This window comes from Bradyrhizobium sp. 157, from assembly GCF_023073815.1.
GTDB lineage: Bacteria > Pseudomonadota > Alphaproteobacteria > Rhizobiales > Xanthobacteraceae > Bradyrhizobium.
The window spans coordinates 35598-58908 of record NZ_JADPKF010000044.1; the positions used below are offsets into that span (position 1 = coordinate 35598).

Here is a 23311-nt window from a genome sequence, read left to right on the forward strand (position 1 = left end):
TCTTTCGTCGCCCCTGCGAAAGCATGCGCTCGCAGGAACGACGGCTGTTATGCGGCGAGATCCGCCACCACCGCGTCCAGCACCGGGAAGCCGTCTTTCGTCACGCGCAGCCTGCCGTCGGCGTCGACGGAGATCGCGCCTTCTGCACGCAGGATGGCGATGCGGCTCGGATCGAGCGCGCGGCCTGACAATGCCGCATAACGTTCGGGATCGATGCCTTCGGCGAGCCGCAAGCCCATCAGCAAAAATTCGTCGGCGCGTTCTTCGCTGTTGAGGTGGTCGTCGGTGACGACGCCGTGGCCGTTGGCCTCGACGCGCATCAGCCAGGCCTCCGGGCGCTTCTCGGTCGCGGTCGCGTGTCGTGCGCCGTCGATGTCGAGGCGGCCATGTGCGCCGGGACCTATGCCGGCGTATTCCTCGCCGCGCCAGTAGACGAGATTGTGCTGGCACTCCGCGCCTTCGCGGGCGTGATTGGAAATCTCGTAGGCCGGCAAGCCATGATGCGCGCAGACTTCCTGCGTCACGTCGTACAGCGCACGCGCCACCGCCTCGTCCGGTGTCTTGAGTTTGCCCGCCGCATGCAGGCCGAAGAACGGCGTGCCTTCCTCGATCGTAAGCTGGTAGAGCGAGAGATGCTCGGCGGCTTCAGAAATTGCGAACTTCAGTTCATCCGCCCACATCTGCGGCGTCTGGTCGGGGCGGGCGTAGATCAGGTCGAATGAATAGCGATCGAATGCGGTGCGCGCGATCGCGACCGCATCGAGCGCCTCGCGTGCGGTATGCAGCCGTCCGAGCGCTTTGAGCGAGGCGTCGTCGAGCGCCTGCACGCCAAGCGAAACGCGGTTGACGCCGGCTGTGCGATAGCCGCGAAACCGCGTCGCTTCCACGCTGGTGGGGTTGGCTTCGAGCGTGACCTCGACATTGCCGGCGACGCGCCAGTGCTTTCCGACCGCATCCAAAATCGCGCCGACAGTCTGTGGCTGCATCAACGAAGGCGTGCCGCCGCCGAGAAAGATCGATGTGACGGTCCGCCCCGGTGCGCGCGCCGCCGTGGTTTCGATCTCGCGCGCAAACGCGCGTGCAAAGCGTTGTTCGTCGATCGGTGCGTGGCGGACGTGGCTGTTGAAATCGCAATAGGGGCATTTCGACAGGCAGAACGGCCAGTGCACGTAGACGCCGAAGGCATTTTTGGGGCGGGGTCGCGCGCGACTAGCCAAGGCAGATCTCCGCCAGTTTGACGAAGGCCCGTGCCCGGTGCGACAGGCCAAGTCCGAACGGCGGCAGGCCGTGCTTTTCGATCGAGGTCATCTCGCCAAAGGTCCGCGCATGCCCGTCGGGCAGGAATGCCGGATCATAGCCGAAACCGGCGGTGCCGCGCGGCGGCCAGACTAGGGTTCCGTCGGTGCGGGCCTCGACCTCTTCGCGGTGGCCATCGGGCCAGGCGACGCACAGGGCCGAGACGAAATGCGCCTTGCGCTTTTCGGGCGTGGTCGCGCCGCGCTCCTGCAACAGGCGCTCGATCCTTGTCATCGCCGCCATAAAATCTTTGCCCTCGCCGGCCCAGCGCGCCGAATAGATTCCGGGCGCGCCATCGAGCGCATCGACCACGAGGCCGGAATCATCGGCAAAGGCCGGCAATTGCGCTGCTTTCGCCGCCGCGATCGCCTTGATCGCGGCGTTAGCCCGAAACGTCTTGCCGGTCTCTTCCGGTTCACTCAGGCCCAGCTCACCCGCGGAGATTGCCTCGACGCCATGCGGCGCCAGCAATTCCCGCATCTCGGCAAGCTTGCCGGGATTGTGGGTCGCGATCACGAGCCGGCCGGTGATTCGACGGTGCATGTGCGATCAGACTACGCGACGGCCAGCTTCTGCAAGTCCACCAGACGCGCGACACCCTTGCGCGCCAGTTCCATCAGCGCGAGGAACTCGTCTTGAGAGAACGGCGTCTTCTCGGCGGTGCCCTGCACCTCGATGATGCGGCCGTCGCCGGTCATGACGAAATTGGCATCGGTCTCGGCCTCAGAATCCTCGGCATAGTCGAGGTCGAGCACCGGCGTGCCCTGATAGATGCCGCAGGAGATCGCGGCGACATTGTCGCGCAGCACGTTGGCTTTCAGCATGCTGCGGTTCTTCATCCAACCGATGCAGTCGGCCAACGCCACCCAGGCGCCGGTGATCGAGGCCGTGCGGGTGCCGCCATCGGCCTGGATCACGTCGCAATCGACGGTAATCTGGCGCTCGCCGAGCGCTTCGAGGTCGACGGCTGCACGCAGGGAGCGGCCGATCAGCCGCTGGATCTCGACGGTGCGGCCGCCCTGCTTGCCGGCGGCGGCCTCGCGGCGGGTACGCTCCAATGTGGCGCGCGGCAGCATGCCGTATTCGGCGGTGACCCAGCCGCGGCCCTGGCCCTTCAACCAGGGCGGCAGCCGTTCTTCCAGGGTGGCCGTGACCAGCACATGGGTGTCGCCAAACTTCACCATGCAGGAACCTTCGGCATATTTGACCACGCCGCGTTCCAGCGACACGGGGCGCAACTGATCGGGCGCACGGCGGCTCGGCCGCATGGGGAATCCTTCCAAAATCGAGCGAAAATTCGTTCGCGGTGCTTGTAGGAGGGGGAACGGGCAGCGGCAAGGGTTTTTGCCTTGTTTCGGGGTAGAGGTTCGGTTCTGATCAATCAAAACCGAACCTCTACCTTTGTTGTTTCGACGCGTTTTCTCTACGCGAACCGGCGGCCACTTCGCTCGAAACGCTATGCGAAGCGGACGCTTGTCATCGGCGCGCCGGATCGACAAATTAGGGGGATCAGGGAGTTAACAGTGGCCCAACACGATCCGATTGGCCTGATCGCGCCGCATGCGGGGCTCGCCCAGCTCAACGAGCGCTCGCGCGACATTTTTCGTCAAATCGTCGAGAGCTATCTTGCGACCGGCGAACCCGTCGGTTCGCGCAACATTTCGCGCCTGATCGCGGTGCCGCTGTCGCCGGCGTCCGTACGCAATGTGATGTCGGACCTCGAAGCGCTCGGCCTGATCTACGCGCCGCATACCTCGGCCGGCCGCCTGCCCACCGAACTCGGCCTGCGCTTCTTCGTCGACGCCTTGATGCAGGTCGGCGACCTCACCGAACCTGAACGGGAATCGATCCAGAGCCAGCTTGCCTCCGTCGGGCGGGCGCAGTCGGTCGAGGCGGCGCTCGGCGAGGCGCTGACGCGGCTGTCCGGCCTGACCCGTGCGGCCGCGGTGGTGCTGACCGCCAAATCCAATTCACGGCTGAAACACATCGAATTCGTCCGGCTGGAGCCGGAGCGCGCGCTGGTCGTGCTGGTTGGCGAAGACGGCCAGGTCGAAAACCGCGTGCTGACGCTGCCGCCCGGCGTGCCTTCCTCGGCGCTGACGGAGGCGAGCAATTTTCTCAATGCGCGAATTCGCGGCCGAACACTCGCTGAAGCGCGGCTCGAACTCGAAACCGCGATGGCGCAGAGCCGCATAGAGCTCGATCAATTGACGCAGAAGGTGATCGAGGCGGGTATTGCGAGCTGGTCGGGCGGCGAAAACGAAGACCGGCAGTTGATCGTGCGCGGGCATGCCAACCTGCTGGAAGATTTGCACGCGCTGGAAGATCTCGAACGCGTCAAGTCGCTGTTCGACGATCTCGAGACCAAGCGCGGCGTGATCGACCTGTTGGGCCGGGCCGAGCGCGCCGAAGGCGTGCGGATCTTCATCGGATCGGAGAACAAGCTGTTCTCGCTGTCTGGTTCCTCGACCATCATCGCACCCTATAGCGACGCTTCGCGCCGCATTGTCGGCGTTCTCGGCGTGATCGGGCCGACCCGGCTGAACTATGCGCGGGTAATTCCGACGGTGGATTATGCCGCCCGCATTGTCAGCCGGATGCTGGGCGGCTGATCCGCCACGAATCGACCCCAATCCTGGCTTTGTCGTTTTGACGCGCTTTCTTCACGCGAACCGGTGTCCACTTCGCTCGAAAACGCTATGGAGCGCTTGATTTTCGGCCCCTAAAGCACGATATCCCGCTCAGCAAATCCCCATCGACCAGAACCGTTTTTTGAGAAGGCAGTCTTATGACCGATCCCAACCGGCCGAGTGACGACGCGGTGAACCCGGCCAACCAGACCGGCGAGCCCGTGGTCTCAAAACCCTACATCATGCCCGACGATCCCGAGGAAGGATCGGTCGAGGCGTTGACGAAGGAAGCGGCGGAAGCGCGCGACAAGATGCTGCGCACGCTGGCGGAGATGGAAAACCTGCGCAAGCGCACCGCCAAGGAAGTCGCCGACGCGCGCGCCTACGGCATTACCGGCTTCGCCCGCGACATTCTGGAGATCGCCGACAATCTGCAGCGCGCGCTTGATGCCATGCCGGCCGAGACCAAGGCCAGCGCCGATCCGGCGCTGAAGGCTTTCATCGAAGGCGTCGAGCTGACCGAGCGCTCGCTGCTCAACACGCTGGAGAAGAACGGCGTCAAGAAGTTCGATCCGTCGGGCGAGAAGTTCGATCCGAATTTCCAGCAGGCGATGTACGAAGTGCCCGATCCGTCCGTTCCCGCAGGTACGGTGGTTCAGGTCGTACAGGCCGGCTTCATGATCGGCGAGCGCGTGCTGCGCCCGGCACTCGTCGGCGTCTCGAAGGGCGGCGCCAAGGCCGCGCCGGCGGCCAACAATGAGCCGAACAGCGCGGCATAAATAGACCCTTATGGTGAGGAGGCGCGGAAGCGCCGTCTCCGGACGATGCTTCGCATCGCCGGGAGAACCATGAAGGTCCCACTGCGGAATCTCGGCCTTCATCCTTCGAGACGCGCGCAGGCGCGCTTCTCCAGCGACGAGCGCAATTGCGCTCGCGCAGGGATGAGGGTCTACGGAGTATCACCGAAGCGGTTGACGCTGGCCTATGCTTACAGCGGCCTCTCGTCTGCCTTCGGCCGGTAGGTCCCAAAACTCCAGAGATTGCCTTCCGGATCCCGGCAGGCGAAGTCGCGGCTACCATAATCGGTGTCGCGCAGGTCCATTTCGATGATGGCGCCGGAGGCTTTGACCTTCGCATGCAGAGCGTCGGGATCGTCGACCGCGACATACAGCGCGTCCGTGCGACGGCCGCCGACATCGCCGACGAGCTTGCCGTATTCGTCCTCCCTGCTTTGGCCGAGCATCAGGATCGAGGGCCCGAAGGCAAGCTCGGCGTGATGAATCGTGCCGCCGTTCCGGTAGACGGCGCGTTCGGTGAAACCAACAACTTCCTTGAGCCAGCGGATCATCGCTTCGGCATCCCGGCAGCGCATCGTCGGATAAAGGCGCGGCGCTTCGCTTTTGCTTGGACTGGTCACGGGCAACTCCCTGCATTGCGTTACCTCGCCAATATCGCGAGGTGAGGTGCGTCGGCTTGAAGATTTGTTACCTGACCGGCTACGCGTCCAGCGGGCGCAGCAGGCGGCTATCAGTCAGCGCCAGCCGGTGGGCCCAGGCCGTTGGCGGTTCGCCGGCAAGGACTGAAAATTCGCGGACGAGATGCGCCTGGTCGGCATAGCCGCATTCGGCCGCAATCCCTGCCCAACCGCTTGCCGCTCCCGTCTGCGCGAGCCGGCAGGTTTGATGGAAGCGCATGATGCGGGCGACCGGCTTCGGCGCTAGACCAATTTCCGCTCGGAAGCGATCGACCAAATGCTTGCGGCTCCAGCCGATCTCTCTTGCAAGCGCAGTGATGCGCACGCCGCCCGCGCTGCGTGCGAGCCGTCTATAGGCAAATGTGATCTCGGGCGAAGGCCGATGGCTGGCACGGCCTGCAACAAAATCCTCGACCAGATCGAAACGATCCTGCCAGCGGGATATAGCACCGAGCCGATCGCGCAGGTGCCGTCCCTCGGGCCCCAGCACGTCGCCGATGCCGACCATGCGCGCGGCGAGATCGACGACAGCGCCGCCAAAGAAGCGATAGGCGCCGAGTGGCGTGAAGTCCACCTGCACGCATTCAGCGCCGCCATCGGATTCGATATGAACCGGCCCGGCATAAAGCCCGGCGGCGAAGCTCGGCTGCCGATCGGCGGTGTCAGGCTCGCGCCCGAGCGCGATCAGGAACGGCGTGCCGAAGCTGATGATTAGCGGCACTACCAGACCTGCGGTCTCGCGCTGGAAAAATCGGCCGCGCGCGGTTTCGCGATAGCCCGTCATGCCGGTGATCAGGCCTGTCATGCGCTGCGATGGCGCACGGCGAATCATCTCGAACGCGAGTGGAGACGCTGGACCTGACATCCCAAACCTCTGAACCCGGCAAGACGAACGCGCTAGGCCGCGATATCGCTCGACTGAATGCGCTTTACGCCGGCCTTGGTCATGTCGGCCCAGGCCTTGGCGAGCGAGCCCTGGGTGTCGATGCCGCGGCAGGCGTCCTCGATCACATAGGTCGCGAAGCCCGCCTTGCGTGCATCCAGCGCGCTCCATGCCACGCAGAAGTCGGTCGCGAGGCCGGCGAGGAAAACCCGCTTCACCTTGCGCGCCTTCAGGTACGCAGCGAGCCCTGTTGTGGTCTTGCCGTCGGCCTCGGTGAAGGCCGAATAGCTGTCGACGTCCTTGTGAAAACCCTTGCGGATGATGAGGCCGGCATGCGGGATCGCGAGGTCTTTTGACAGCGAGGCGCCCTCGGTGCCCTGCACGCAATGATCCGGCCACAGCACCTGCTTGCCATAGCGAAGGTTCACCGTCTCGAACGGCTTTTTGCCGGAATGGGTGGAGGCGAACGAGACGTGGCCCGCGGTGTGCCAGTCCTGCGTCATCACCACATTGGCAAAGCCCTTGGCGATGCGGTTGATGATGGGCACCACCTGCTCGCCGTCTTTCACGGCGAGGCTGCCGCCCGGCAGGAAACAGTTTTGCACGTCGATGACGAGCAGCGCGGAAGCGTCGTCTGGCTTTATCGGCGCCGCCCACAGCGCCGTTGGAACGAGGGCGACGACGGATGCCGCGCCAAAGCCTGTCAGAACCAGCCTGCGAGAAAGCATAGCGCGTCTCCCTTGTCGTGAACCGACAGGGGAAGGCTAGTTCCATTGGTGTACGAACGAAAGCCCGAAATTTCGGCGCGTTCTGAATATCAGGGCGCGCTTTTCCGAATTCGCGATCAGGTCCGCGGATGAATACCGTCGCGCACGGCGCGGAAGCGCGGAAATGCCTTGGTCCATTCGTCGCGCGGCGTAGAGCCGATGATGCGCATCGAGGTCTGGGAGCCGAACCGCAGCCATTGGACGATCGTAACGGGCGTGTTGTCCTTGCCGCTCACGGCGTCGATCCGTGTCTCGTAGCCGGGCTGGCCATCGATGCGGACCGGCTCCGACATCGTGATCCTGCCGTCGCGTACGCCGGGAATGGTGGTCGCGATCTGCTGGGCAAAGCGGCCGCGATCGTCAGGCGATGCCGCCGTCGAGCCGATCAGGCCGATGATCATGAAGGGCGCGACCTCGAAGCCTTTCTTTTCGTCGCTGTCGGAGAGAATGAGGGCAGCGCCCGGCGCCAGCGTACGGACGTTCTTGAAGCTCGATAGCTCGCTGATCTTGAACGGCATCATCCCGAGCTGTTCCTCGACAGGAACTTCGTTGCGGATTACCGCCGACGCGAACATCTGGCGCACGGCATCGTCGGTATAGATCTTCGAGGCGTTCTCCGGCACCTGCACGGCGACGTAGCCGGAGAAGGTGGGGCCGGGCAGGATCATGGAATAGCGGCGCACGTTGGTGGCGCCGTCCTTGGCGTTCTCGACGGTGTAGTAGGCGAGCCCCGCCTTGGTCTCGATGCTCTCCGGCTTGATGCCGCCAGTGCCGCCGGGATTGGCCTTGAAGGCATTGGCGACCTCGCCATAGGCCTCGGCGGGCAGGTCGGCGACCAGGACCTTGACGCCCTGGTCTTCGGTCTCGAATCCCGTGAACGCCCTGGCCTTGTTGAGGCCGACCAACGGCGTCATGCCGACCCTGGCGCCTGGCGGGAAAACCGGGTCCGCAGCGAAGGCGGAGGAGGTGGCGGCAACGAGGAGGGCAACCGCAGCAAAATATCGAAGCAGCTTCATGGAGGTCTACCGGGTTTGCATGGGGCCGTTCAGTGATCGGACGGTGGAGCTGATGGAATCTGGGCTCGGGCGCGACTGGGTCGTTCCGTTCGGCCCGCTTTTAGCGGTTTTGATGTCCCTGCAACAGGGCAGGGCGGGCGTCCGTTCCCCCGTCACGCTCCCATATGTCGGCCTTTCGCGGCATTCTGCCCGGTCTCCGAGCTCTTTTTTGGGCGCTTCCAGCGGCCAAATACCGCGTCCCCTCTCACGGCGGCCGGTCCACGCCGTGAGGATGCTGCGGTATCGCTGTGCAACGCTTCGAGGCGTCACCGATGAACGGGTTGCCGATTTCTTAACGCCGGTCGCGGCGCGGGGCCCGGCCCTGGGCGGCACAATCTTTCAAACGCCAGCCTTTTCAGGCCCTAAGCTTGCGCTCGGTCCTTGCAGGCACAACCCCCCCTCCTATATGAGGCTCACCGTCGCAATATCGCGAGTATTTGAACGTTGGGGGTTCGGTTAGGTGCGCCGTCCAGGGCCCAGCCAACCTGCCGCAAAAAGAAGGATATGAGGACCATGGGAAAGGTCATTGGGATCGATCTCGGCACCACGAATTCGTGTGTCGCCGTAATGGATGGCAAGACTGCAAGAGTCATCGAGAACGCGGAGGGCATGCGCACCACGCCTTCGATCGTTGCCGTCACCGATGACGGCGAGCGCCTCGTCGGCCAGCCCGCAAAGCGCCAGGCGGTGACCAATCCCGAGCGGACGTTCTTTGCGGTGAAGCGCCTGATCGGCCGCCGCTACGACGATCCGATGGTCGAGAAGGACAAGAAGCTCGTCCCCTACAAGATCGTCAAGGCATCGAACGGCGACGCCTGGGTCGAAGCCGACGGCAAGACCTACTCGCCCTCGCAGGTCTCGGCCTTCATCCTGCAGAAGATGAAGGAGACCGCGGAAGCCCATCTCGGCCAAAAAGTCGAGCAGGCCGTCATCACCGTTCCCGCCTACTTCAACGACGCGCAGCGCCAAGCCACCAAGGATGCCGGCAAGATCGCCGGTCTCGAAGTGCTGCGCATTATCAACGAGCCGACAGCGGCAGCGCTGGCCTACGGTCTCGACAAGACGAAGGCGGGCACCATCGCCGTGTACGACCTCGGCGGCGGCACCTTCGATATCTCGATTCTCGAGATCGGCGACGGCGTGTTCGAAGTGAAGTCCACCAACGGCGACACCTTCCTCGGCGGTGAAGATTTCGACATGCGCCTGGTCGGTTATCTCGCCGACGAATTCCAGAAGGAGCAGGGCATCAACCTGCGTAGCGACAAGCTTGCCTTGCAGCGCCTGAAAGAGGCCGCCGAAAAGGCCAAGATCGAGCTGTCGTCGACGACGCAGACCGAAATCAACCTGCCGTTCATCACGGCGGACCAGACCGGGCCGAAGCATCTGACGATGAAATTGACCCGCGCCAAGTTCGAGGCGCTGGTCGACGATCTCGTTCAGAAGACCATCGAGCCCTGCCGCAAGGCGCTAAAGGACGCGGGCCTGACCGCCGCCGAAATCGGTGAAGTGGTGCTGGTCGGCGGCATGACCCGCATGCCGAAGGTCCAGGAGGTCGTGAAGCAGTTGTTCGGCAAGGAGCCGCACAAGGGCGTCAACCCGGACGAAGTCGTTGCCATCGGTGCGGCCATTCAAGCGGGCGTGCTGCAGGGCGACGTCAAGGACGTGCTGCTGCTCGACGTGACGCCGCTGTCGCTCGGCATCGAGACGCTGGGTGGCGTGTTCACCCGCATCATCGACCGCAACACCACGATCCCGACCAAGAAGAGCCAGGTGTTCTCGACCGCCGAGGACAACCAGAATGCGGTCACCATCCGCGTCTTCCAGGGCGAGCGTGAAATGGCGGCCGACAACAAGGTGCTCGGTCAGTTCGACCTGATGGGCATTCCGCCGGCGCCGCGCGGCATGCCGCAGATCGAGGTCACCTTCGACATCGACGCCAACGGCATCGTCAACGTCTCGGCCAGGGACAAGGCGACCGGCAAGGAGCAGCAGATCCGGATTCAGGCGTCCGGCGGCCTCTCCGAAGCCGACATCCAGAAGATGGTCAAGGACGCCGAGGCCAACGCGGCCGAGGACAAGAAGCGACGCGAGGCGGTCGACGCCAAGAACCATGCCGACGCGCTGGTGCATTCCACCGAGAAGGCGCTGGCCGAGCACGGTTCGAAGGTGGAAGACTCAGAGCGCCGCGCCATCGAGGACGCCGTCAGCGATTTGAAGGAAGCGCTGAAGGGCGACGACGCCGAGGCCATCAAGGCCAAGACCAACACGCTGGCGCAGGCTTCGATGAAGCTCGGCGAGGCCATGTACAAGCAGCAGGCCGAGGCGGATGCCAAGCGGGATGCCGCCAAGGATGACGTGGTCGACGCGGAGTTCACCGAGGTCGACGACGACAAGAACAACAAGAAGTCGGCTTAAAACGGGCTTTCGATCATGACCCTCCTCCAAAGAGCGCGAGCGCTGCGTTCGATGGGTGAGGGTCATTTTTCTTTAAGCCGATGGCTGCATCTTTTTTCGATCGAGGGTGCCTTCGGCATGAAGACGAATTCGGGCGGGTTTGACTGATGTCCACCAAGCGCTGCTATTACGAAACCCTGGAAGTCGATCGGAACGCGGACGAGTCCAAGCTGAAGGCGGCATTCCGCAAGCTGGCGATGAAATGGCATCCGGACAGGAATCCGGGCGATGCCACCAGCGAGATGAAGTTCAAGGAAATCAACGAGGCCTACGAAGTCCTCAAAGACGGCGACAAGCGCGCCGCCTATGACCGCTACGGCCACGCCGCGTTCGAGCAGGGCATGGGCGGCGGCGGTCCTGGCTTCGGCGCCGGCTTCGCCTCGTCGTTTTCAGATATTTTCGAAGACCTGTTCGGCATGGCCGGGCAGCGCGGACGCGGCGGCGGACGCGAGCGCGGCGCCGACCTGCGCTACAACATGGAAATCACGCTGGAGGAAGCCTACCTCGGCAAGACCGCGCAGATCGAAATTCCGGTCTCGGTCACCTGCGAGCCTTGTTCGGGCACCGGCGCGAAGGCCGGCACCAAGCCGAAGACCTGCGCGATGTGCGGCGGCGCCGGCCGCGTGCGTCAGGCTCAGGGCTTCTTCACGCTGGAGCGGACCTGCCCTGGCTGTCAGGGCCGCGGCCAGATGATCGAGGACGCCTGCCCGAATTGCTCAGGCACGGGACGGGTGACGCGCGACCGGACGTTGTCGGTCAACATTCCGCCGGGCGTCGAGGACGGCACGCGTATCCGGCTGGCCGGCGAAGGCGAGGCTGGCGTCCGCGGCGGCCCGCCCGGCGACCTCTACATTTTCTTGTCGCTGGCCACCCACGAATTCTTCCAACGCGACGGCGCCGATTTGCACTGTCGGGTTCCGATCTCGATGGTCGCAGCCGCACTCGGCGGCGAATTCGAGGTGCCCACCATCGACAAGGGCAAGACCAAGGTGAAGGTGCCGGCGGGAACGCAGTCCGGCCGCCGTTTCCGCATTGCATCAAAGGGCATGCCGGTGCTCCGCTCGCGCCAGACCGGCGACATGTATGTCCAGGTCATGGTCGAAACGCCGCAAAATCTGACCAAGAAGCAGCAGGAACTGCTCGCCGAGTTTGAAAAGTTGTCCTCCGGGGCAACCCAGCCGGAGGCGGTGGGCTTCTTCACCAAGGTCAAGGACTTCTTCGGCAACCGCGTTGGCTCCTGAACCGCATGCACGTCGCCCGGGCGAGTGCAGGTCTCGCCCGGCAGTCATGATTCATTCAGCTTGCACAGGGTGTTATCGCCGGGTCGCGGGCACTTTGGCGCGTCTGGCGCATCACCGTTTGGCTTGACCATACCCCCGTCGACCTATACGTGTTTGTGACTGTTTTCTGACATCCCGCGCGTCAGCGGGGTCCCGCCTGGTAGCGACATGCCTTTGCAATCGTCCGTGCGTGCGTTGAAGAAGCCTCTCCGTCTCGACGATGAGGTTCGCTTCCTCCGTTCATGGATCGAAAAGCCGCTGCACATGGGCGCGGTGATGCCGTCGAGCAAGATGCTCGCCCGGACCATGGCGCAATATGTCGACGTCTTGTCCGAAGGACCGGTCATCGAACTTGGACCCGGGACCGGCGCGATCACCAATGCGCTGATCGAACATGGTGTCGATCAGAGGCGGCTCGTGCTGGTCGAATACAATCCCGGCTTCTGCGCGCTGCTGCGTGACCGTTATCCCCAGGCCAAGGTGGTGCAGGGCGATGCGTATGCGCTGCGCACCTCGCTTGAGGGCGTGCTGGACGCGCCGGCCTCCGCCGTCATTTCGGGCCTGCCGCTCGTGACCAAACCGATGCTGACGCGCCTGAAACTGATCCGCGACGCCTTCATGGCGCTCGCGCCCGGCGCACCCTTCGTGCAGTTCACCTATTCGGTCGCGCCGCCGATCCCGAAATCGCTGCCGGGCGTGTCCACAGAAGCTTCCGAGCGGATCTGGATGAACCTTCCGCCCGCCCGGGTCTGGGTGTATCGCAAGGGCTAAGCCGCCTGCTCTCGCGCGGCCGGTTAGACCCGAGTGCGATTTCTAAGATATGTCCGCGCTGAAAATCCTCGTGATCCCGGGATCGCTACGGTCAGGCTCGCTCAATGCGAGGCTGGCGGCCGTCGCCGCGCATGAACTGGCGCTGGCCGGCGCCGACGTAACGCGGATCTCGCTCGCCGACTTTCCGCTGCCGATCTATGACGGCGACCTGCAGGCGAAATCGGGCGTGCCGAAACACGCGGTCAACCTGAAGCGAATGATGGCAGCCCATCATGGCGTGCTGATCGTCACGCCGGAATACAATTCCTCGGTGCCGGCACTGGTGAAAAACACCATCGACTGGGTAAGCCGGGTGCAGGACGCACACGAGACCCGCAGCCAGGTGTTTCGCGATCGGGTGTTTGCGATTGCGTCGGCCTCCGGCAACCGGCTCGGCGGCGCCCGCGCGCTGGCCGCGCTGCGGCTGATCCTGTCGGCGTGTCATGCAACCGTGATACCGAACCAGCTCGCGCTGGCGTTCGCCGACGATGCCTATGACGAGATGGACCGCCTGAAGAATGCTGCTGATGCCGAGGGGCTGAAAGCGCTGGTGCGGCAGTTGATCGACGTTTCCCAACGCATGATGTGAGGTGACATGCAGCCAGCCAGTATCGCGCCGAAGGATCGGCTGATCGTCGCGCTCGACCTGCCCGGGGTGACTGAAGCGGAAGCGTTGATCGCGCGGCTCGGCGACAGCGTGAGTTTCTACAAGATCGGCTATCAGCTCGCCTATGCCGGCGGATTGCCGCTGGCGCAGCAACTGGCAAAGTCAGGCAAGAAGGTTTTTGTCGATCTCAAGCTGCACGACATCGGCAATACGGTGGCGCGCGGCGTGGAGAGCGTGGCAAAATTGGGCGCGACGTTCCTCACCGTGCACGCCTATCCGCAGACCATGAAGGCCGCGGTCGAGGCGCGCGCGGGATCAGGCTTGAAAATTCTTGCCGTCACCGTGCTGACCTCTTATGACGACGGCGACCTGCATGCCGCCGGCTATCGTCTCAACGTTTCCGACCTGGTGGAAGCGCGCGCCCAGCAGGCGCAGGTGCTCGGCGTCGATGGCCTCGTCAGCTCGCCGGAAGAGGCAGCCGCGTTGCGCAAGATCGTCGGTCACCAGATGCATCTGGTGACGCCGGGTATTCGCCCGGCGGGCGCTGCGACCGGCGACCAGAAGCGCATCATGACGCCGGCCAGGGCGATTGCCGCGGGTGCAGACTATCTGGTGGTCGGACGGCCGATCACGGAAGCCGCCGATCCCAGGCTTGCTGCGGATGCCATTCAGACGGAAATCGAGCAGGCGATCACGTAACAACAAGAAGGAGATTGAGATGGCCAAAGGATACTGGATCGGACGCGTCGACGTTCACAATGATGAGGGCTACAAACCCTATATGGCGGCCAACCCGGCCATCTTCCAGAAATTCGGCGGGCGCTTCATCGTGCGCGGCGGCAAGTTCACCGCGGTCGAAGGCCAATGCCGCTCGCGCAATGTCGTGATCGAATTCGACAGCTATGAGAAGGCGCTGGCCTGCTACAATTCGCCGGACTACCAGGCCAACATCAAGGTGCGGCAGCCGCACTCGATTGCGGACCTCATCGTCATCGAGGGCTATGACGGCCCGCAGCCCTGAGCGCGGCGGGGAAGCATCTTTCTCGGTCATGGCTGGCTTGACCCGGCCATGACGGCCGATGGGGCTCTGATTGGTTGCCGGAACGGCCTCGTCCCGCTATAGGGCGTGCAGAGGTAAAAGCCATGGCCGATATGCGATTGATCGTTGCGGGGGCCGGCGGCCGGATGGGCCGTGCGCTGGTGCGCGTCATTTCGGAAACGCCGGGTGCGGTCCTGGTCGGGGCGCTGGAAGCGCCGGGCTCGGAACTTCTGGGCAAGGATGCCGGCGTGCTCGCCGGCCTGCCGGCCAATGGCGTCGAGTTGTCGGCGGACCTCTGGAAATTGTCCGCTAATGCCGACGGCATTCTGGATTTCACCGTGCCCGCCGCCACCATCGCCAATGTCGCGATCGCCGCCGAACGCGGCTTGGTGCACATCGTCGGAACCACCGGCCTGTCGGCATCAGACATGGCGGTCATCAAGAGCGTCACCTCGCGTGCGGTGGTGGTGCAGTCCGGTAATATGAGCCTCGGCATCAATCTGCTCGCCGCGCTGGTCAAGCGTGTCGCGCAGTCGTTGGACGAAAGTTTTGACATCGAAATCGTCGAGATGCACCACAAGGCCAAGATCGACGCGCCATCGGGCACGGCCTTCCTGCTCGGTGAAGCCGCCGCCGCCGGCCGCGGCGTCGATCTGCACGCCCGCTCCGCGCGCGGCCGCGACGGGCATACCGGCGCGCGGCGGCCGGGCGACATCGGCTTCGCTTCGCTACGCGGCGGCACCGTCACCGGCGATCATTCTGTGATCTTCGCAGGGCCCATGGAGCGGATCGAACTGACCCACCGCGCCGAGGACCGGACCATGTTTGCGCAGGGCGCCGTCAAGGCGGCGCTGTGGGCGCGGGGCAAGGGGCCCGGCTTCTACACGATGGCCGACGTGCTCGGGTTGGCCGACTTCTAACCATCGAAAAACGGAAATCTGGAATGAGCGATCGTCTTCTCGTGCTCGTGCGGCACGGCCAGAGCGACTGGAATTTGAAGAACCTGTTCACCGGCTGGAAGGATCCTGATCTCTCCGAACTCGGTATCTCCGAGGCAAAAGACGCCGGCCGCAAGCTGAAGGCGCAGGGACTGACGTTCGATGTCGCCTTTACCTCGGTGCTGAAGCGGGCGCAGCGCACGCTCGACCTGGCGCTGGCGGAGATCGGCCAGACCGGATTGCCGACCAAATGCGATCTGGCGCTTAACGAACGCGACTACGGCGACCTCTCGGGACTCAACAAGGATGACGCCCGCAAGAAATGGGGTGAGGAGCAGGTCTTGATCTGGCGCCGCTCTTATGACGTGCCGCCGCCCGGCGGCGAAAGCCTCAAGGACACGCTGGCGCGCGCGCTGCCGTACTACGTGCAGGAGATTCTGCCTGGCGTGCTGCGAGGCGAGCGCACGCTGGTCGCCGCCCACGGCAACTCGCTGCGCGCGCTGATCATGGTGCTGGAGAAGTTGACGCCCGAGCAGATATTGAAGCGCGAACTCGCAACCGGCGCGCCGGTGATCTACCGGCTCAATGCCGATTCGACGGTCGCGTCGAAGCTCGATCTGGCGGCGTGAGCACACTTCGACCCGTCATCCTGAGGTGCGAGCACTAGCGAGCCTCGAAGGATGAGCGGCCGGGCCCGTCGCCCTTCGAGACGGCCGCCTTGCAGCCTCCTCAGGGTGACGGGAATTGGCTTGGGTGCGCCTTGATCGCTAATGCAATCCGACTTGCCCCGCTTCCCAGCCGAGCATCGCCTGCTTGCGGGTGATGCCCCAGTGATACCCGGTGAGCGCGCCGCCTTTGCCGAGGGCGCGATGGCAGGGCACCACGAACGATACCGGGTTGCGGCCGACCGCTGCGCCGACCGCGCGCGAGGCTTTCGGGCTTTTGATCTTGGTGGCGATGTCGGAATAACAGACCGCGCGGCCCATCGGGATCTTCAATAGCGTCTCCCACACCCGCACCTCGAAATCGGTGCCGATCAGCACCACGCGCAGCGGCTGATCCGGCCGCCACAGCCGCGTATCGAAGATGCGTTGCGCGAGGCCGACGGTGCCGTCATGGTCCTCGACATAGGTCGCATTCGGCCAGCGCCGCTTCATGTCGGCGAACGCTGTCGGCTCGTCGCCGGGATCCGCGAAGGCGAGCCCCGCAAGGCCTCGCTCGCTCGCGATCACGATGGCCGTGCCGAACGGCGAAGCATGGAACCCGTAACTCAGCGTCATGCCGGCGCCGCCATTCTTCCACTCGCCCGGAGACATCGCTTCATGGGTGACGAAGAGATCATGCAGCCGCCCCGGGCCAGACAACCCCGAGTCGAGCGCCGCATCAAGCACGCTCGCGGAATCGCGCAACAAGCCCTTCGCATGGTCCAGAGTAAGCGCCTGCATAAACGCCTTCGGCGTCAGTCCGGCCCAGCGGCGGAATAGATGGTGCAGTTCGTCCGGCGTCACGGCGGCGGCATCCGCCATCGCCTCAATGGTCGGCTGCGTGCGCCAATGCTCCGAGATGAACGCGATGGCGCGGCGCACCGAATCGTAATCGCGCAGCGCGGCGCTCTGGTGGCCCGGCTTGGCCAGGCGCTGGTCATGTATGGCTGATATCATCATGGGGTCTGATTTAGGGCGCATGCGGCCTCCAAACCACCCGATTTCCGACAAGCACCTCAAGCCACCGGATTATAGGTCGGCCCGCGCTTGGCGACCTGTAGCGCGGCCAATAAGGCTTTGGCAAAGCTAGCTTTTTCGTCGGGTCCCAGAACTTGGCCGATCGACATCCGGCGGCCGCGAGAGACCAGGTAAAGCCGCTCGATGCCGAATTCCGGGTCGCCGGTCTGCTCTAACTGCACCCAAAGCGGATTGCACGACCATTCCATCAGATGGCCGCGATGGCTGACCCGCCGGACGCGCAACTCCGTTGGCGTCACCATGATGTCCTCGGTGGCATCAGCGCTGCGAAAATTGATCCGGAACGCCCAGTAGATCACCAGCAAATCAAGGCCGAAAAAACCGACCACTGGCCAGGCGCCCATCAGCAAAAATGCGATGCCGGCGACAAAGCTCACGCCGCTGATGAAAATCATCAGCACCAAAAACCCGGTGCGGTTCAGCGAGCGATGCGGCGTCACCCGCGCCGAAAACAGTGTCGGCTGGTCAAGCGCCGGATCAAAGTCGTTGCCTGCGGTCATCGCGTATCAGTATATCCCCGATCATGGCCAAAATCATCCGCGCTTCCGGCGCCAAAAAAGCCCGTGTTCCATCGGTGCCGAATAGACCGGCGAAGAAGGCCGCCAAGACGTTGCCGGCGCGGACGAAAAGGGCACCGAAGCCGAAACCCTGGACGCCGGCCGAGATCCACGAAGCCTTCAGCCGATTTCGCAAGGCCAATCCGGAGCCGAAGGGCGAGCTCGAACATCTCAACCCCTACACGCTGCTGGTGGCGGTGGTGCTATCGGCGCAGGCGACCGACGCCGGCGTCAACAAGGCGACGCGCGCGCTGTTTGCAGTGGCCGATACGCCGGAGAAGATGCTGGCGCTCGGCGAAGACAAGGTGCGCGACTACATCAGGACCATCGGGCTCTATCGCAACAAGGCGAAAAACGTCATCGCGCTATCGCAAAAGCTGATCGATGAATTCGGCGGCGAGGTGCCGCGCACCCGCGCTGAAATCGAGTCGCTTCCCGGCGCCGGGCGCAAGACCGCCAATGTCGTGCTCAACATGGCCTATGGCGAACACACCATGGCAGTCGATACGCATGTGTTCCGCGTTGGCAATCGTACCGGGCTCGCGTCCGGCAACACGCCGCTCGAAGTCGAGCTCGGGCTGGAAAAGGTGATTCCGCCGGAATTCATGCGGCACGCCCATCACTGGCTGATCCTGCACGGGCGCTATACCTGCCTCGCCCGCAAGCCGCGCTGCGAGGTCTGCTTGATCAACGATCTGTGTCGGTGGCCGGAAAAGACGGTGTGAGCCAAGCGTCATTGCGAGCGAAGCGAAGCAATCCATCTATCCCCGCGCGGAGACGTGGATTGCTTCGCTTCGCTCGCAATGATGGACTTGGACCCTTTAAGCCACCGGCATCTTCCGCGCCGGTTCGATCAGTTCGGGGCGTGGGCCGGACAGGCGTTTGTGCATGTGGACCATGAAGGCCATGCCGAATAGCGGCGTCGCCAGATTGACGATCGGGATCGACACGAAGGCGGCGATGAACAGGCCCGCGGTGAACACGGTCGCCGCATGGTCCTTGCGCATCGCCTTGGCTTCCGCCGGCGAGCGGAAGCGCATCGCGGCGAGTTCGAAATATTCGCGGCCCAAAAGCCAGGCGGTGGCGATGAAGAAAATGAGAAAACCTGCGCCTGCGAACAGCACGAAGGGCAGGGCGATCAGATAGACCAGAATGGTGAGCAGCGCGGTCTTGATGCCCTCGGGGATCGCGACGCCGAGCGGCAGCGCGTCGCCGGGACGCTCGGCTGGATAATGCTTGCGCTCGACATGCTCGGCGACGTCATCGACAAACACGCTCGCGATCAGCGAGGTGACCGCCGGCATCAAGAAGATCCCGCCGAGCACGACGCCAAGGCCGGCCGCGATCGAGATGATCCAGGAAAGGATGTTGAGCGTCGTGTGGAAGCCCGGGCCGAGCATCGCCTCGGCCCAGACTTCGCCGTACTCAGCAAACCAGCTCAATGCGCGCTGCAAGCCGATCGCCAGTACCGTAATCAGCACCAGCGCCAGCCCGATCGAGCGCCACAGGATGGTGCGCATCGGCGGCGACAGTATCTGCGAAAGCGCCTTGACGGCGGCGTCCAACATGGCGGTTCTGCCTCTTGTGAAAAAGCCCTCGCGAGAGGTAGATAGCCGCAAGGGCTTCGGCAAGAGCCTGCCGGCCCGGAAGACGAGACAGTCGTCAAACACGATGCCGCAAGAGGCTGCCATGACCCGTGTTGAGGAGATCTATCCCGACAACAAGATCGTGCTGCGCGAGGTGGGCCTGCGCGATGGGCTGCAGCTCGTGAAGACGTTTCCGTCCACATCCGCCAAGCAGCGCTGGATGCGTGCCGAGTATGCCGCGGGTGTACGCCATTTCGAGGTTGGCTCGTTTCTGCCGCAAAAGACGTTTCCGCAATTCGCAGATGTGCGCGACATCATCGGGACCGTGGCGTCGCTGCCCGGCGCCTACGGCATCGCGCTGACGCTGAACGAGCGGGGCGTCAACGAGGCGCTGGCGTCTGGCGTGGCCGAAGTGGCAACCGTGGTCTCGGCAACCGAGGAACACAGCCAGGCCAACGCCAACCGGTCGCGCGCGTCAGCGATCGCGAATGTCAGGCGGCTCTGCGAATTGCGCGATGCCAGCGCGCACAGACCGGTGGTGAACGCCGCGATCTCGATGGCGCTGGGCTGTTCAATCGTCGGGCCGGTAGATCCTGCGGAAGTGCTGCGGCTGACGGAAAAGCTGTTCGAGACCGGCGTCGACATGGTCGCGATCGCCGACACGGTCGGCTATGCCGGGCCGAAACAGGTCGGCGAACTGGTCGCCGGCGCAGTGAAGATCGCCGGTGCAAAGCCGATCTGCATTCACCTGCACGACACGCGCGGCATGGGAATCGCCAATGCCTCCGCCGCGCTCGATGCCGGCGCGCGCGTGCTCGATGGGTCGCTCGGTGGCCTCGGCGGCTGCCCGTTCGCGCCGGGCGCGACCGGCAACGTGGTGTTCGAGGATCTGGTGTTCCTGTGCGAGAGCAAGGGATTTAACACCGGCATCGATATCGAGAAGCTGATCGCCGTGCGCGGAATCCTCAAATCGGAAATGCCTGATGAGACGCTGTATGGCGGACTAGCGCGGGCCGGATTGCCGCGCGGGAAGGTGCGGGCGGCGTGATGGGCGCCGACTGAGTTGGCTTGCGACGACGCTTCTACACGGGAGGTATGTTCCCTCCCCCCTTGCGGGGGAGGGTTAGGGAGAGGGGTGGCCGCATCGGCGGTGCTCAACGTTCAACCGGAATCGCGCTGGCATGAGCTGGCAGTCTGTTCGGTCCGTGCTCGTGGAGAGAACCCCTCTCCCCAACCCTCCCCCGCAAGGGGGAGGGAGCTCACTGTTCGTGAGGCGAGAGCTTTGGCAAAATCTACAGCCGCGTCATCCGCAATCGCAGCGCGTTGCCGACAACGCTGACCGACGATAGTGCCATCGCCGCCGCCGCGATGATCGGTGACAGCAACAGGCCGAACGCGGGATAGAGAATGCCGGCGGCGATCGGGATGCCGGCGGCGTTATAGATGAAGGCGAAGAACAGGTTCTGCCTGATATTGCGCATGGTCGCCTGCGACAGCCGGCGGGCGCGGACAATGCCGCCGAGGTCGCCCTTCAGCAAGGTGACGCCGGCGCTTTCCATGGCAACATCCGTTCCCGTGCCCATCGCAATGCCAACTTCGGCTGCGGCGAGCGCCGGCGCGTCGTTAACGCCGTCGCCGGCCATCGCAACGATCTTGCCCGCCTTCTGCAGTTTTGCGACCACCGCGCTCTTCTGATCGGGCAGCACTTCCGCTTCGACCTCGGCGATACCAAGGCCGCGTGCGACGGCGTTGGCTGTGGTTTTGTTGTCGCCCGTCAGCATGATGACCTTGATGCCCTCGGCCGCCAGCGCCTTCAGTGCGTCAGGTGTCGATGCCTTCACGGGGTCGGCGATCGCGAACAATCCCGCGAGGTTGCCGTCAACCGCCATGTTGATCACCGTCGCGCCGTCGCCGCGCAGACGTTCGCCCCGTTCGTTCAACGCGCTGGCATCGATGCCGAGGGACTGCAGGAAGTTCGCGTTGCCGAGCACGATGGTCTTGCCGTCGACCTTGCCGATGGCTCCCTTGCCGGTCGGCGAGTCGAACGCTTCGATCTTGCCGAGATCGAGATTGCGTTCCCTCGCCGCCCGCACGATGGCGTCGGCGAGCGGATGTTCGCTCGCGCGCTCGACGCTCGCCGCCAGCCGCAGAATTTCTGCCTCTTCGAATCCCGCGGCCGGTACGATGGCGACCACTTTCGGCTTGCCCTCGGTCAGCGTGCCTGTCTTGTCGATCACCAGCGTGTCGACCTTCTCCATGCGCTCGAGCGCTTCGGCGTTCTTGATCAGCACGCCGGCCTGGGCGCCGTGGCCGACGCCGACCATGATCGACATCGGCGTGGCGAGGCCGAGCGCGCAAGGGCAGGCGATGATGAGGACGCTGACGGCGGCGACCAGACCAAATGCCATGCGCGGCTCCGGTCCGAACCAGGCCCAGGCGCCGAAGGCGATCAACGCCACGACGATGACGACAGGCACGAACCAGCCGGAAACCTGATCGGCCAGCCGCTGGATCGGCGCGCGGGATCGCTGCGCGTCCGCCACCATCTTGACGATCTGCGACAGCAGCGTGTCCCGCCCGACCTTGTCCGCGCGCATGATGAAGCCGCCGGACTGGTTGAGCGTGCCTGCGATAACCTTCCTGCCAGGTTCCTTGGTCACCGGCATGGATTCGCCCGTTACCAGCGACTCATCGAGCGAGGAGCGGCCCTCGAGGATGACGCCGTCGACCGGCACCTTTTCGCCGGGCCGGACCCGCAATTTGTCCCCCACCGCCAACGCATCAATCTCGACCTCATGATCCGTGCCATCGTCGCCGATCCGGCGCGCCGTCTTCGGCGCAAGCTGCAGCAGCGCCTTGATTGCGCCTGATGTCGCCTCGCGGGCACGGAGTTCGAGCACCTGGCCGAGCAGCACGAGCACGGTGATAACCGCCGCCGCTTCGAAATAGACTGCGACCGCACCGCCATGGCCGCGGAAGGTAGCCGGGAACATGCCGGGTGCAACGGTGCCGATCACGCTGTAGACATAAGCTACACCCGTGCCCATCGCGATCAGCGTGAACATGTTGAGATTGCGCGTCACCAGCGACTGCCAGCCGCGCACGAAGAACGGCCAGCCGGCCCAGAGCACGACCGGCGTGGCGAACGCCAGCTGAATCCAGTTCGACAGTGTCTGGTCGACCCAGCCATGGCCGCCGACGAGATGGCCGCCCATTTCCAGGACGACGGCCGGCAGCGCAAGCACGAGGCCGATCCAGAAGCGGCGCGTCATGTCCGCGAGCTCCGGATTGGGCGGCGCATCGAGGCTTGCCACCTCCGGCTCCAGCGCCATGCCGCAGATCGGGCAGCTTCCGGGACCGACCTGGCGGATCTCCGGGTGCATCGGGCAGGTGTAGATCGTGCCCTCCGGCACGGCTGCCTTCGGTGCCTTGGTCTTCTCGAGATAAGCGGCGGGATCGGCGGAGAATTTGGTCCGGCAGCCGGCTGAGCAGAAATGAAAGGTCTCGCCGTGATAGTCGAAGCGGTGCTTGCTGGTCGCGGGGTCGACGCTCATGCCGCAGACGGGATCGCGCACGGTCGCCGAACCGGCGGCTTGATGGCCGTGGTGGCTGTGGCTGGCGTGGCCATGCCCGCCACAGCATGCGCCGTTCGAAGCGCCGTTTCGATCAGCGTTTCCATTCTTGTTCTTCATCATCTTCGGCCCTTGAAACCTATACCCTGTAGGGGTATATAGGCCGCATGCGAAAAGACATCAAGGCATCCTGTCAGAAACGTCTCAGCCGGATCGAGGGCCAGGTGCGCGGCCTGTCACGAATGGTTGATGAAGACCGTTACTGCATCGACATCGTCACCCAGATCTCCGCCGTCCGGGCCGCGCTGCGGCGCGTCGAGGAGGAGGTGTTGCGAGATCATGTGTCGCACTGCGTTGAACACGCCATCACCAGCGGCAACAAGGCCGACCAGCGCGAAAAGATCGCCGAACTGATGGACGTGATCAGCCGTTCCGACAGGTAGCGCGTATTCGTAGCCCGGATGGAGCGAAGCGAAATCCGGTACTATTCTCCGAGGATCCACTGATCCCGGGATTGCGCTTCGCTCCATCCGGGCTTCTGTAACGGGCCTTAGTTAGTCAATCCCTTTTTGCGCTGTCCACCTGCCGGGCACTTGCTTCTGTACGGGATCGGCACTGAGG

The 23311-nt window shown here is 64.1% G+C and carries 24 protein-coding genes; 13 read left to right on the plus strand and 11 right to left on the minus strand.

Annotated features, from left to right (window positions below):
• Nucleotides 1-47: 47 nt before the first annotated feature.
• The 3 genes from hemW to rph are packed head-to-tail and all read right to left on the minus strand — an operon-like array spanning nucleotide 48 to nucleotide 2564.
• On the minus strand, nucleotides 48-1217 hold the full coding sequence (gene hemW, locus IVA95_RS10090; protein WP_247510337.1) for a radical SAM family heme chaperone HemW: 1170 nt from the start codon (nucleotides 1215-1217) through the stop codon (nucleotides 48-50).
• Nucleotides 1210-1839, minus strand: a complete 630-nt coding sequence (gene rdgB, locus IVA95_RS10095) for an RdgB/HAM1 family non-canonical purine NTP pyrophosphatase (protein WP_247510338.1) — start codon at nucleotides 1837-1839, stop codon at nucleotides 1210-1212. Before rdgB ends, hemW begins: the two co-directional genes overlap by 8 nt.
• Nucleotides 1840-1850: 11 nt before the next feature.
• The gene (gene rph, locus IVA95_RS10100; RefSeq protein ID WP_247510339.1) at nucleotides 1851-2564 is read right to left on the minus strand and encodes a ribonuclease PH; all 714 of its coding nucleotides are present in this window, start codon (nucleotides 2562-2564) and stop codon (nucleotides 1851-1853) included.
• A gap of 255 nt (nucleotides 2565-2819) precedes the next feature.
• Here rph and hrcA point away from each other — a divergent pair, with 255 nt between their 5' ends.
• Nucleotides 2820-3908, plus strand: coding sequence for a heat-inducible transcriptional repressor HrcA (gene hrcA, locus IVA95_RS10105; protein WP_247510340.1), 1089 nt, complete (start codon nucleotides 2820-2822; stop codon nucleotides 3906-3908).
• Nucleotides 3909-4084: 176 nt separating this feature from the next.
• On the plus strand, nucleotides 4085-4705 hold the full coding sequence (gene grpE / locus IVA95_RS10110; RefSeq protein WP_247510341.1) for a nucleotide exchange factor GrpE: 621 nt from the start codon (nucleotides 4085-4087) through the stop codon (nucleotides 4703-4705).
• A gap of 209 nt (nucleotides 4706-4914) precedes the next feature.
• On the opposite strand, the gene IVA95_RS10115 is transcribed toward grpE, so the two are convergent.
• The 4 genes from IVA95_RS10115 to IVA95_RS10130 form a co-directional block, all read right to left on the minus strand.
• The gene (locus IVA95_RS10115) at nucleotides 4915-5343 is read right to left on the minus strand and encodes a VOC family protein (RefSeq protein WP_247510342.1); all 429 of its coding nucleotides are present in this window, start codon (nucleotides 5341-5343) and stop codon (nucleotides 4915-4917) included.
• Nucleotides 5344-5422: 79 nt separating this feature from the next.
• Nucleotides 5423-6265: an AraC family transcriptional regulator gene (locus IVA95_RS10120; protein WP_247510343.1), complete on the minus strand. Its 843-nt coding sequence runs from the start codon at nucleotides 6263-6265 to the stop codon at nucleotides 5423-5425.
• A gap of 32 nt (nucleotides 6266-6297) precedes the next feature.
• Nucleotides 6298-7011, minus strand: a complete 714-nt coding sequence (gene pncA / locus IVA95_RS10125) for a bifunctional nicotinamidase/pyrazinamidase (RefSeq protein WP_247510344.1) — start codon at nucleotides 7009-7011, stop codon at nucleotides 6298-6300.
• A gap of 116 nt (nucleotides 7012-7127) precedes the next feature.
• Nucleotides 7128-8066 carry a hypothetical protein gene (locus IVA95_RS10130; RefSeq protein WP_247510345.1) on the minus strand — a complete coding sequence of 313 codons (939 nt, stop codon included), beginning with the start codon at nucleotides 8064-8066 and terminating at the stop codon, nucleotides 7128-7130.
• Between the two features lie 552 nt (nucleotides 8067-8618).
• On the opposite strand from IVA95_RS10130, the gene dnaK reads away from it, so the two are divergent.
• From dnaK to IVA95_RS10170, 8 genes are all read left to right on the plus strand, one after another.
• Entirely contained in the window at nucleotides 8619-10520 is a 1902-nt protein-coding gene (gene dnaK, locus IVA95_RS10135; protein ID WP_213252557.1) for a molecular chaperone DnaK, read from the plus strand.
• A gap of 146 nt (nucleotides 10521-10666) precedes the next feature.
• Nucleotides 10667-11800: a molecular chaperone DnaJ gene (gene dnaJ, locus IVA95_RS10140; RefSeq protein ID WP_213252556.1), complete on the plus strand. Its 1134-nt coding sequence runs from the start codon at nucleotides 10667-10669 to the stop codon at nucleotides 11798-11800.
• 207 nt (nucleotides 11801-12007) lie between these two features.
• Nucleotides 12008-12610 (plus strand): rRNA adenine N-6-methyltransferase family protein, encoded by a 603-nt coding sequence (locus tag IVA95_RS10145; protein ID WP_213252555.1) that lies wholly within the window; start codon nucleotides 12008-12010, stop codon nucleotides 12608-12610.
• Between the two features lie 49 nt (nucleotides 12611-12659).
• Nucleotides 12660-13238, plus strand: a complete 579-nt coding sequence (locus IVA95_RS10150; protein ID WP_247510346.1) for an NAD(P)H-dependent oxidoreductase — start codon at nucleotides 12660-12662, stop codon at nucleotides 13236-13238.
• A gap of 6 nt (nucleotides 13239-13244) precedes the next feature.
• Complete coding sequence (gene pyrF / locus IVA95_RS10155; protein WP_247510347.1) at nucleotides 13245-13955, plus strand: orotidine-5'-phosphate decarboxylase; 711 nt, start codon at nucleotides 13245-13247, stop codon at nucleotides 13953-13955.
• Between the two features lie 19 nt (nucleotides 13956-13974).
• Nucleotides 13975-14277, plus strand: a complete 303-nt coding sequence (locus IVA95_RS10160; protein ID WP_247510348.1) for a DUF1330 domain-containing protein — start codon at nucleotides 13975-13977, stop codon at nucleotides 14275-14277.
• A gap of 122 nt (nucleotides 14278-14399) precedes the next feature.
• Nucleotides 14400-15215 carry a 4-hydroxy-tetrahydrodipicolinate reductase gene (dapB, locus tag IVA95_RS10165; protein WP_247510349.1) on the plus strand — a complete coding sequence of 272 codons (816 nt, stop codon included), beginning with the start codon at nucleotides 14400-14402 and terminating at the stop codon, nucleotides 15213-15215.
• 23 nt (nucleotides 15216-15238) lie between these two features.
• Complete coding sequence (locus IVA95_RS10170) at nucleotides 15239-15862, plus strand: 2,3-bisphosphoglycerate-dependent phosphoglycerate mutase (protein WP_247510350.1); 624 nt, start codon at nucleotides 15239-15241, stop codon at nucleotides 15860-15862.
• A gap of 138 nt (nucleotides 15863-16000) precedes the next feature.
• Here the strand turns inward: IVA95_RS10170 and IVA95_RS10175 are convergent, their stop codons facing one another.
• Nucleotides 16001-16897 carry a bifunctional helix-turn-helix domain-containing protein/methylated-DNA--[protein]-cysteine S-methyltransferase gene (locus IVA95_RS10175; RefSeq protein WP_247510356.1) on the minus strand — a complete coding sequence of 299 codons (897 nt, stop codon included), beginning with the start codon at nucleotides 16895-16897 and terminating at the stop codon, nucleotides 16001-16003.
• A gap of 56 nt (nucleotides 16898-16953) precedes the next feature.
• On the minus strand, nucleotides 16954-17475 hold the full coding sequence (locus tag IVA95_RS10180) for a DUF2244 domain-containing protein (protein WP_247510351.1): 522 nt from the start codon (nucleotides 17473-17475) through the stop codon (nucleotides 16954-16956).
• A gap of 23 nt (nucleotides 17476-17498) precedes the next feature.
• Between IVA95_RS10180 and nth the strand changes: the two genes are divergently transcribed.
• Entirely contained in the window at nucleotides 17499-18257 is a 759-nt protein-coding gene (gene nth / locus IVA95_RS10185; RefSeq protein ID WP_247510352.1) for an endonuclease III, read from the plus strand.
• Between the two features lie 96 nt (nucleotides 18258-18353).
• Here nth and IVA95_RS10190 read toward each other — a convergent pair whose 3' ends face one another.
• The gene (locus IVA95_RS10190; RefSeq protein WP_247510353.1) at nucleotides 18354-19100 is read right to left on the minus strand and encodes a sulfate transporter family protein; all 747 of its coding nucleotides are present in this window, start codon (nucleotides 19098-19100) and stop codon (nucleotides 18354-18356) included.
• 121 nt (nucleotides 19101-19221) lie between these two features.
• Between IVA95_RS10190 and IVA95_RS10195 the strand changes: the two genes are divergently transcribed.
• Nucleotides 19222-20166, plus strand: coding sequence for a hydroxymethylglutaryl-CoA lyase (locus IVA95_RS10195; protein WP_247510354.1), 945 nt, complete (start codon nucleotides 19222-19224; stop codon nucleotides 20164-20166).
• Nucleotides 20167-20410: 244 nt separating this feature from the next.
• On the opposite strand, the gene IVA95_RS10200 is transcribed toward IVA95_RS10195, so the two are convergent.
• Entirely contained in the window at nucleotides 20411-22813 is a 2403-nt protein-coding gene (locus IVA95_RS10200) for a heavy metal translocating P-type ATPase (protein WP_247510355.1), read from the minus strand.
• A gap of 44 nt (nucleotides 22814-22857) precedes the next feature.
• On the opposite strand from IVA95_RS10200, the gene IVA95_RS10205 reads away from it, so the two are divergent.
• Nucleotides 22858-23133 (plus strand): metal-sensitive transcriptional regulator, encoded by a 276-nt coding sequence (locus tag IVA95_RS10205; protein WP_213252545.1) that lies wholly within the window; start codon nucleotides 22858-22860, stop codon nucleotides 23131-23133.
• The last annotated feature ends 178 nt before the right edge of the window (nucleotides 23134-23311 follow it).

Excerpts from the sequence above, each read along its gene's own strand:
- IVA95_RS10130 (WP_247510345.1), bottom strand. The coding sequence starts at position 8,066 with ATGAAGCTGCTTCGATATTTTGCTGCGGTTGCCCTCCTCGTTGCCGCC.
- IVA95_RS10195 (WP_247510354.1), top strand. The coding sequence starts at position 19,222 with ATGACCCGTGTTGAGGAGATCTATCCCGACAACAAGATCGTGCTGCGC.
- IVA95_RS10200 (WP_247510355.1), bottom strand. The coding sequence starts at position 22,813 with ATGATGAAGAACAAGAATGGAAACGCTGATCGAAACGGCGCTTCGAAC.
- IVA95_RS10120 (WP_247510343.1), bottom strand. The coding sequence starts at position 6,265 with ATGTCAGGTCCAGCGTCTCCACTCGCGTTCGAGATGATTCGCCGTGCG.
- IVA95_RS10175 (WP_247510356.1), bottom strand. The coding sequence starts at position 16,897 with ATGATGATATCAGCCATACATGACCAGCGCCTGGCCAAGCCGGGCCAC.
- grpE (WP_247510341.1), top strand. The coding sequence starts at position 4,085 with ATGACCGATCCCAACCGGCCGAGTGACGACGCGGTGAACCCGGCCAAC.
- IVA95_RS10150 (WP_247510346.1), top strand. The coding sequence starts at position 12,660 with ATGTCCGCGCTGAAAATCCTCGTGATCCCGGGATCGCTACGGTCAGGC.
- IVA95_RS10145 (WP_213252555.1), top strand. The coding sequence starts at position 12,008 with ATGCCTTTGCAATCGTCCGTGCGTGCGTTGAAGAAGCCTCTCCGTCTC.
- dnaK (WP_213252557.1), top strand. The coding sequence starts at position 8,619 with ATGGGAAAGGTCATTGGGATCGATCTCGGCACCACGAATTCGTGTGTC.
- IVA95_RS10180 (WP_247510351.1), bottom strand. The coding sequence starts at position 17,475 with ATGACCGCAGGCAACGACTTTGATCCGGCGCTTGACCAGCCGACACTG.
- IVA95_RS10170 (WP_247510350.1), top strand. The coding sequence starts at position 15,239 with ATGAGCGATCGTCTTCTCGTGCTCGTGCGGCACGGCCAGAGCGACTGG.
- dapB (WP_247510349.1), top strand. The coding sequence starts at position 14,400 with ATGGCCGATATGCGATTGATCGTTGCGGGGGCCGGCGGCCGGATGGGC.
- pncA (WP_247510344.1), bottom strand. The coding sequence starts at position 7,011 with ATGCTTTCTCGCAGGCTGGTTCTGACAGGCTTTGGCGCGGCATCCGTC.
- rph (WP_247510339.1), bottom strand. The coding sequence starts at position 2,564 with ATGCGGCCGAGCCGCCGTGCGCCCGATCAGTTGCGCCCCGTGTCGCTG.
- IVA95_RS10205 (WP_213252545.1), top strand. The coding sequence starts at position 22,858 with ATGCGAAAAGACATCAAGGCATCCTGTCAGAAACGTCTCAGCCGGATC.
- pyrF (WP_247510347.1), top strand. The coding sequence starts at position 13,245 with ATGCAGCCAGCCAGTATCGCGCCGAAGGATCGGCTGATCGTCGCGCTC.
- IVA95_RS10160 (WP_247510348.1), top strand. The coding sequence starts at position 13,975 with ATGGCCAAAGGATACTGGATCGGACGCGTCGACGTTCACAATGATGAG.
- IVA95_RS10190 (WP_247510353.1), bottom strand. The coding sequence starts at position 19,100 with ATGTTGGACGCCGCCGTCAAGGCGCTTTCGCAGATACTGTCGCCGCCG.
- dnaJ (WP_213252556.1), top strand. The coding sequence starts at position 10,667 with ATGTCCACCAAGCGCTGCTATTACGAAACCCTGGAAGTCGATCGGAAC.
- rdgB (WP_247510338.1), bottom strand. The coding sequence starts at position 1,839 with ATGCACCGTCGAATCACCGGCCGGCTCGTGATCGCGACCCACAATCCC.
- nth (WP_247510352.1), top strand. The coding sequence starts at position 17,499 with ATGGCCAAAATCATCCGCGCTTCCGGCGCCAAAAAAGCCCGTGTTCCA.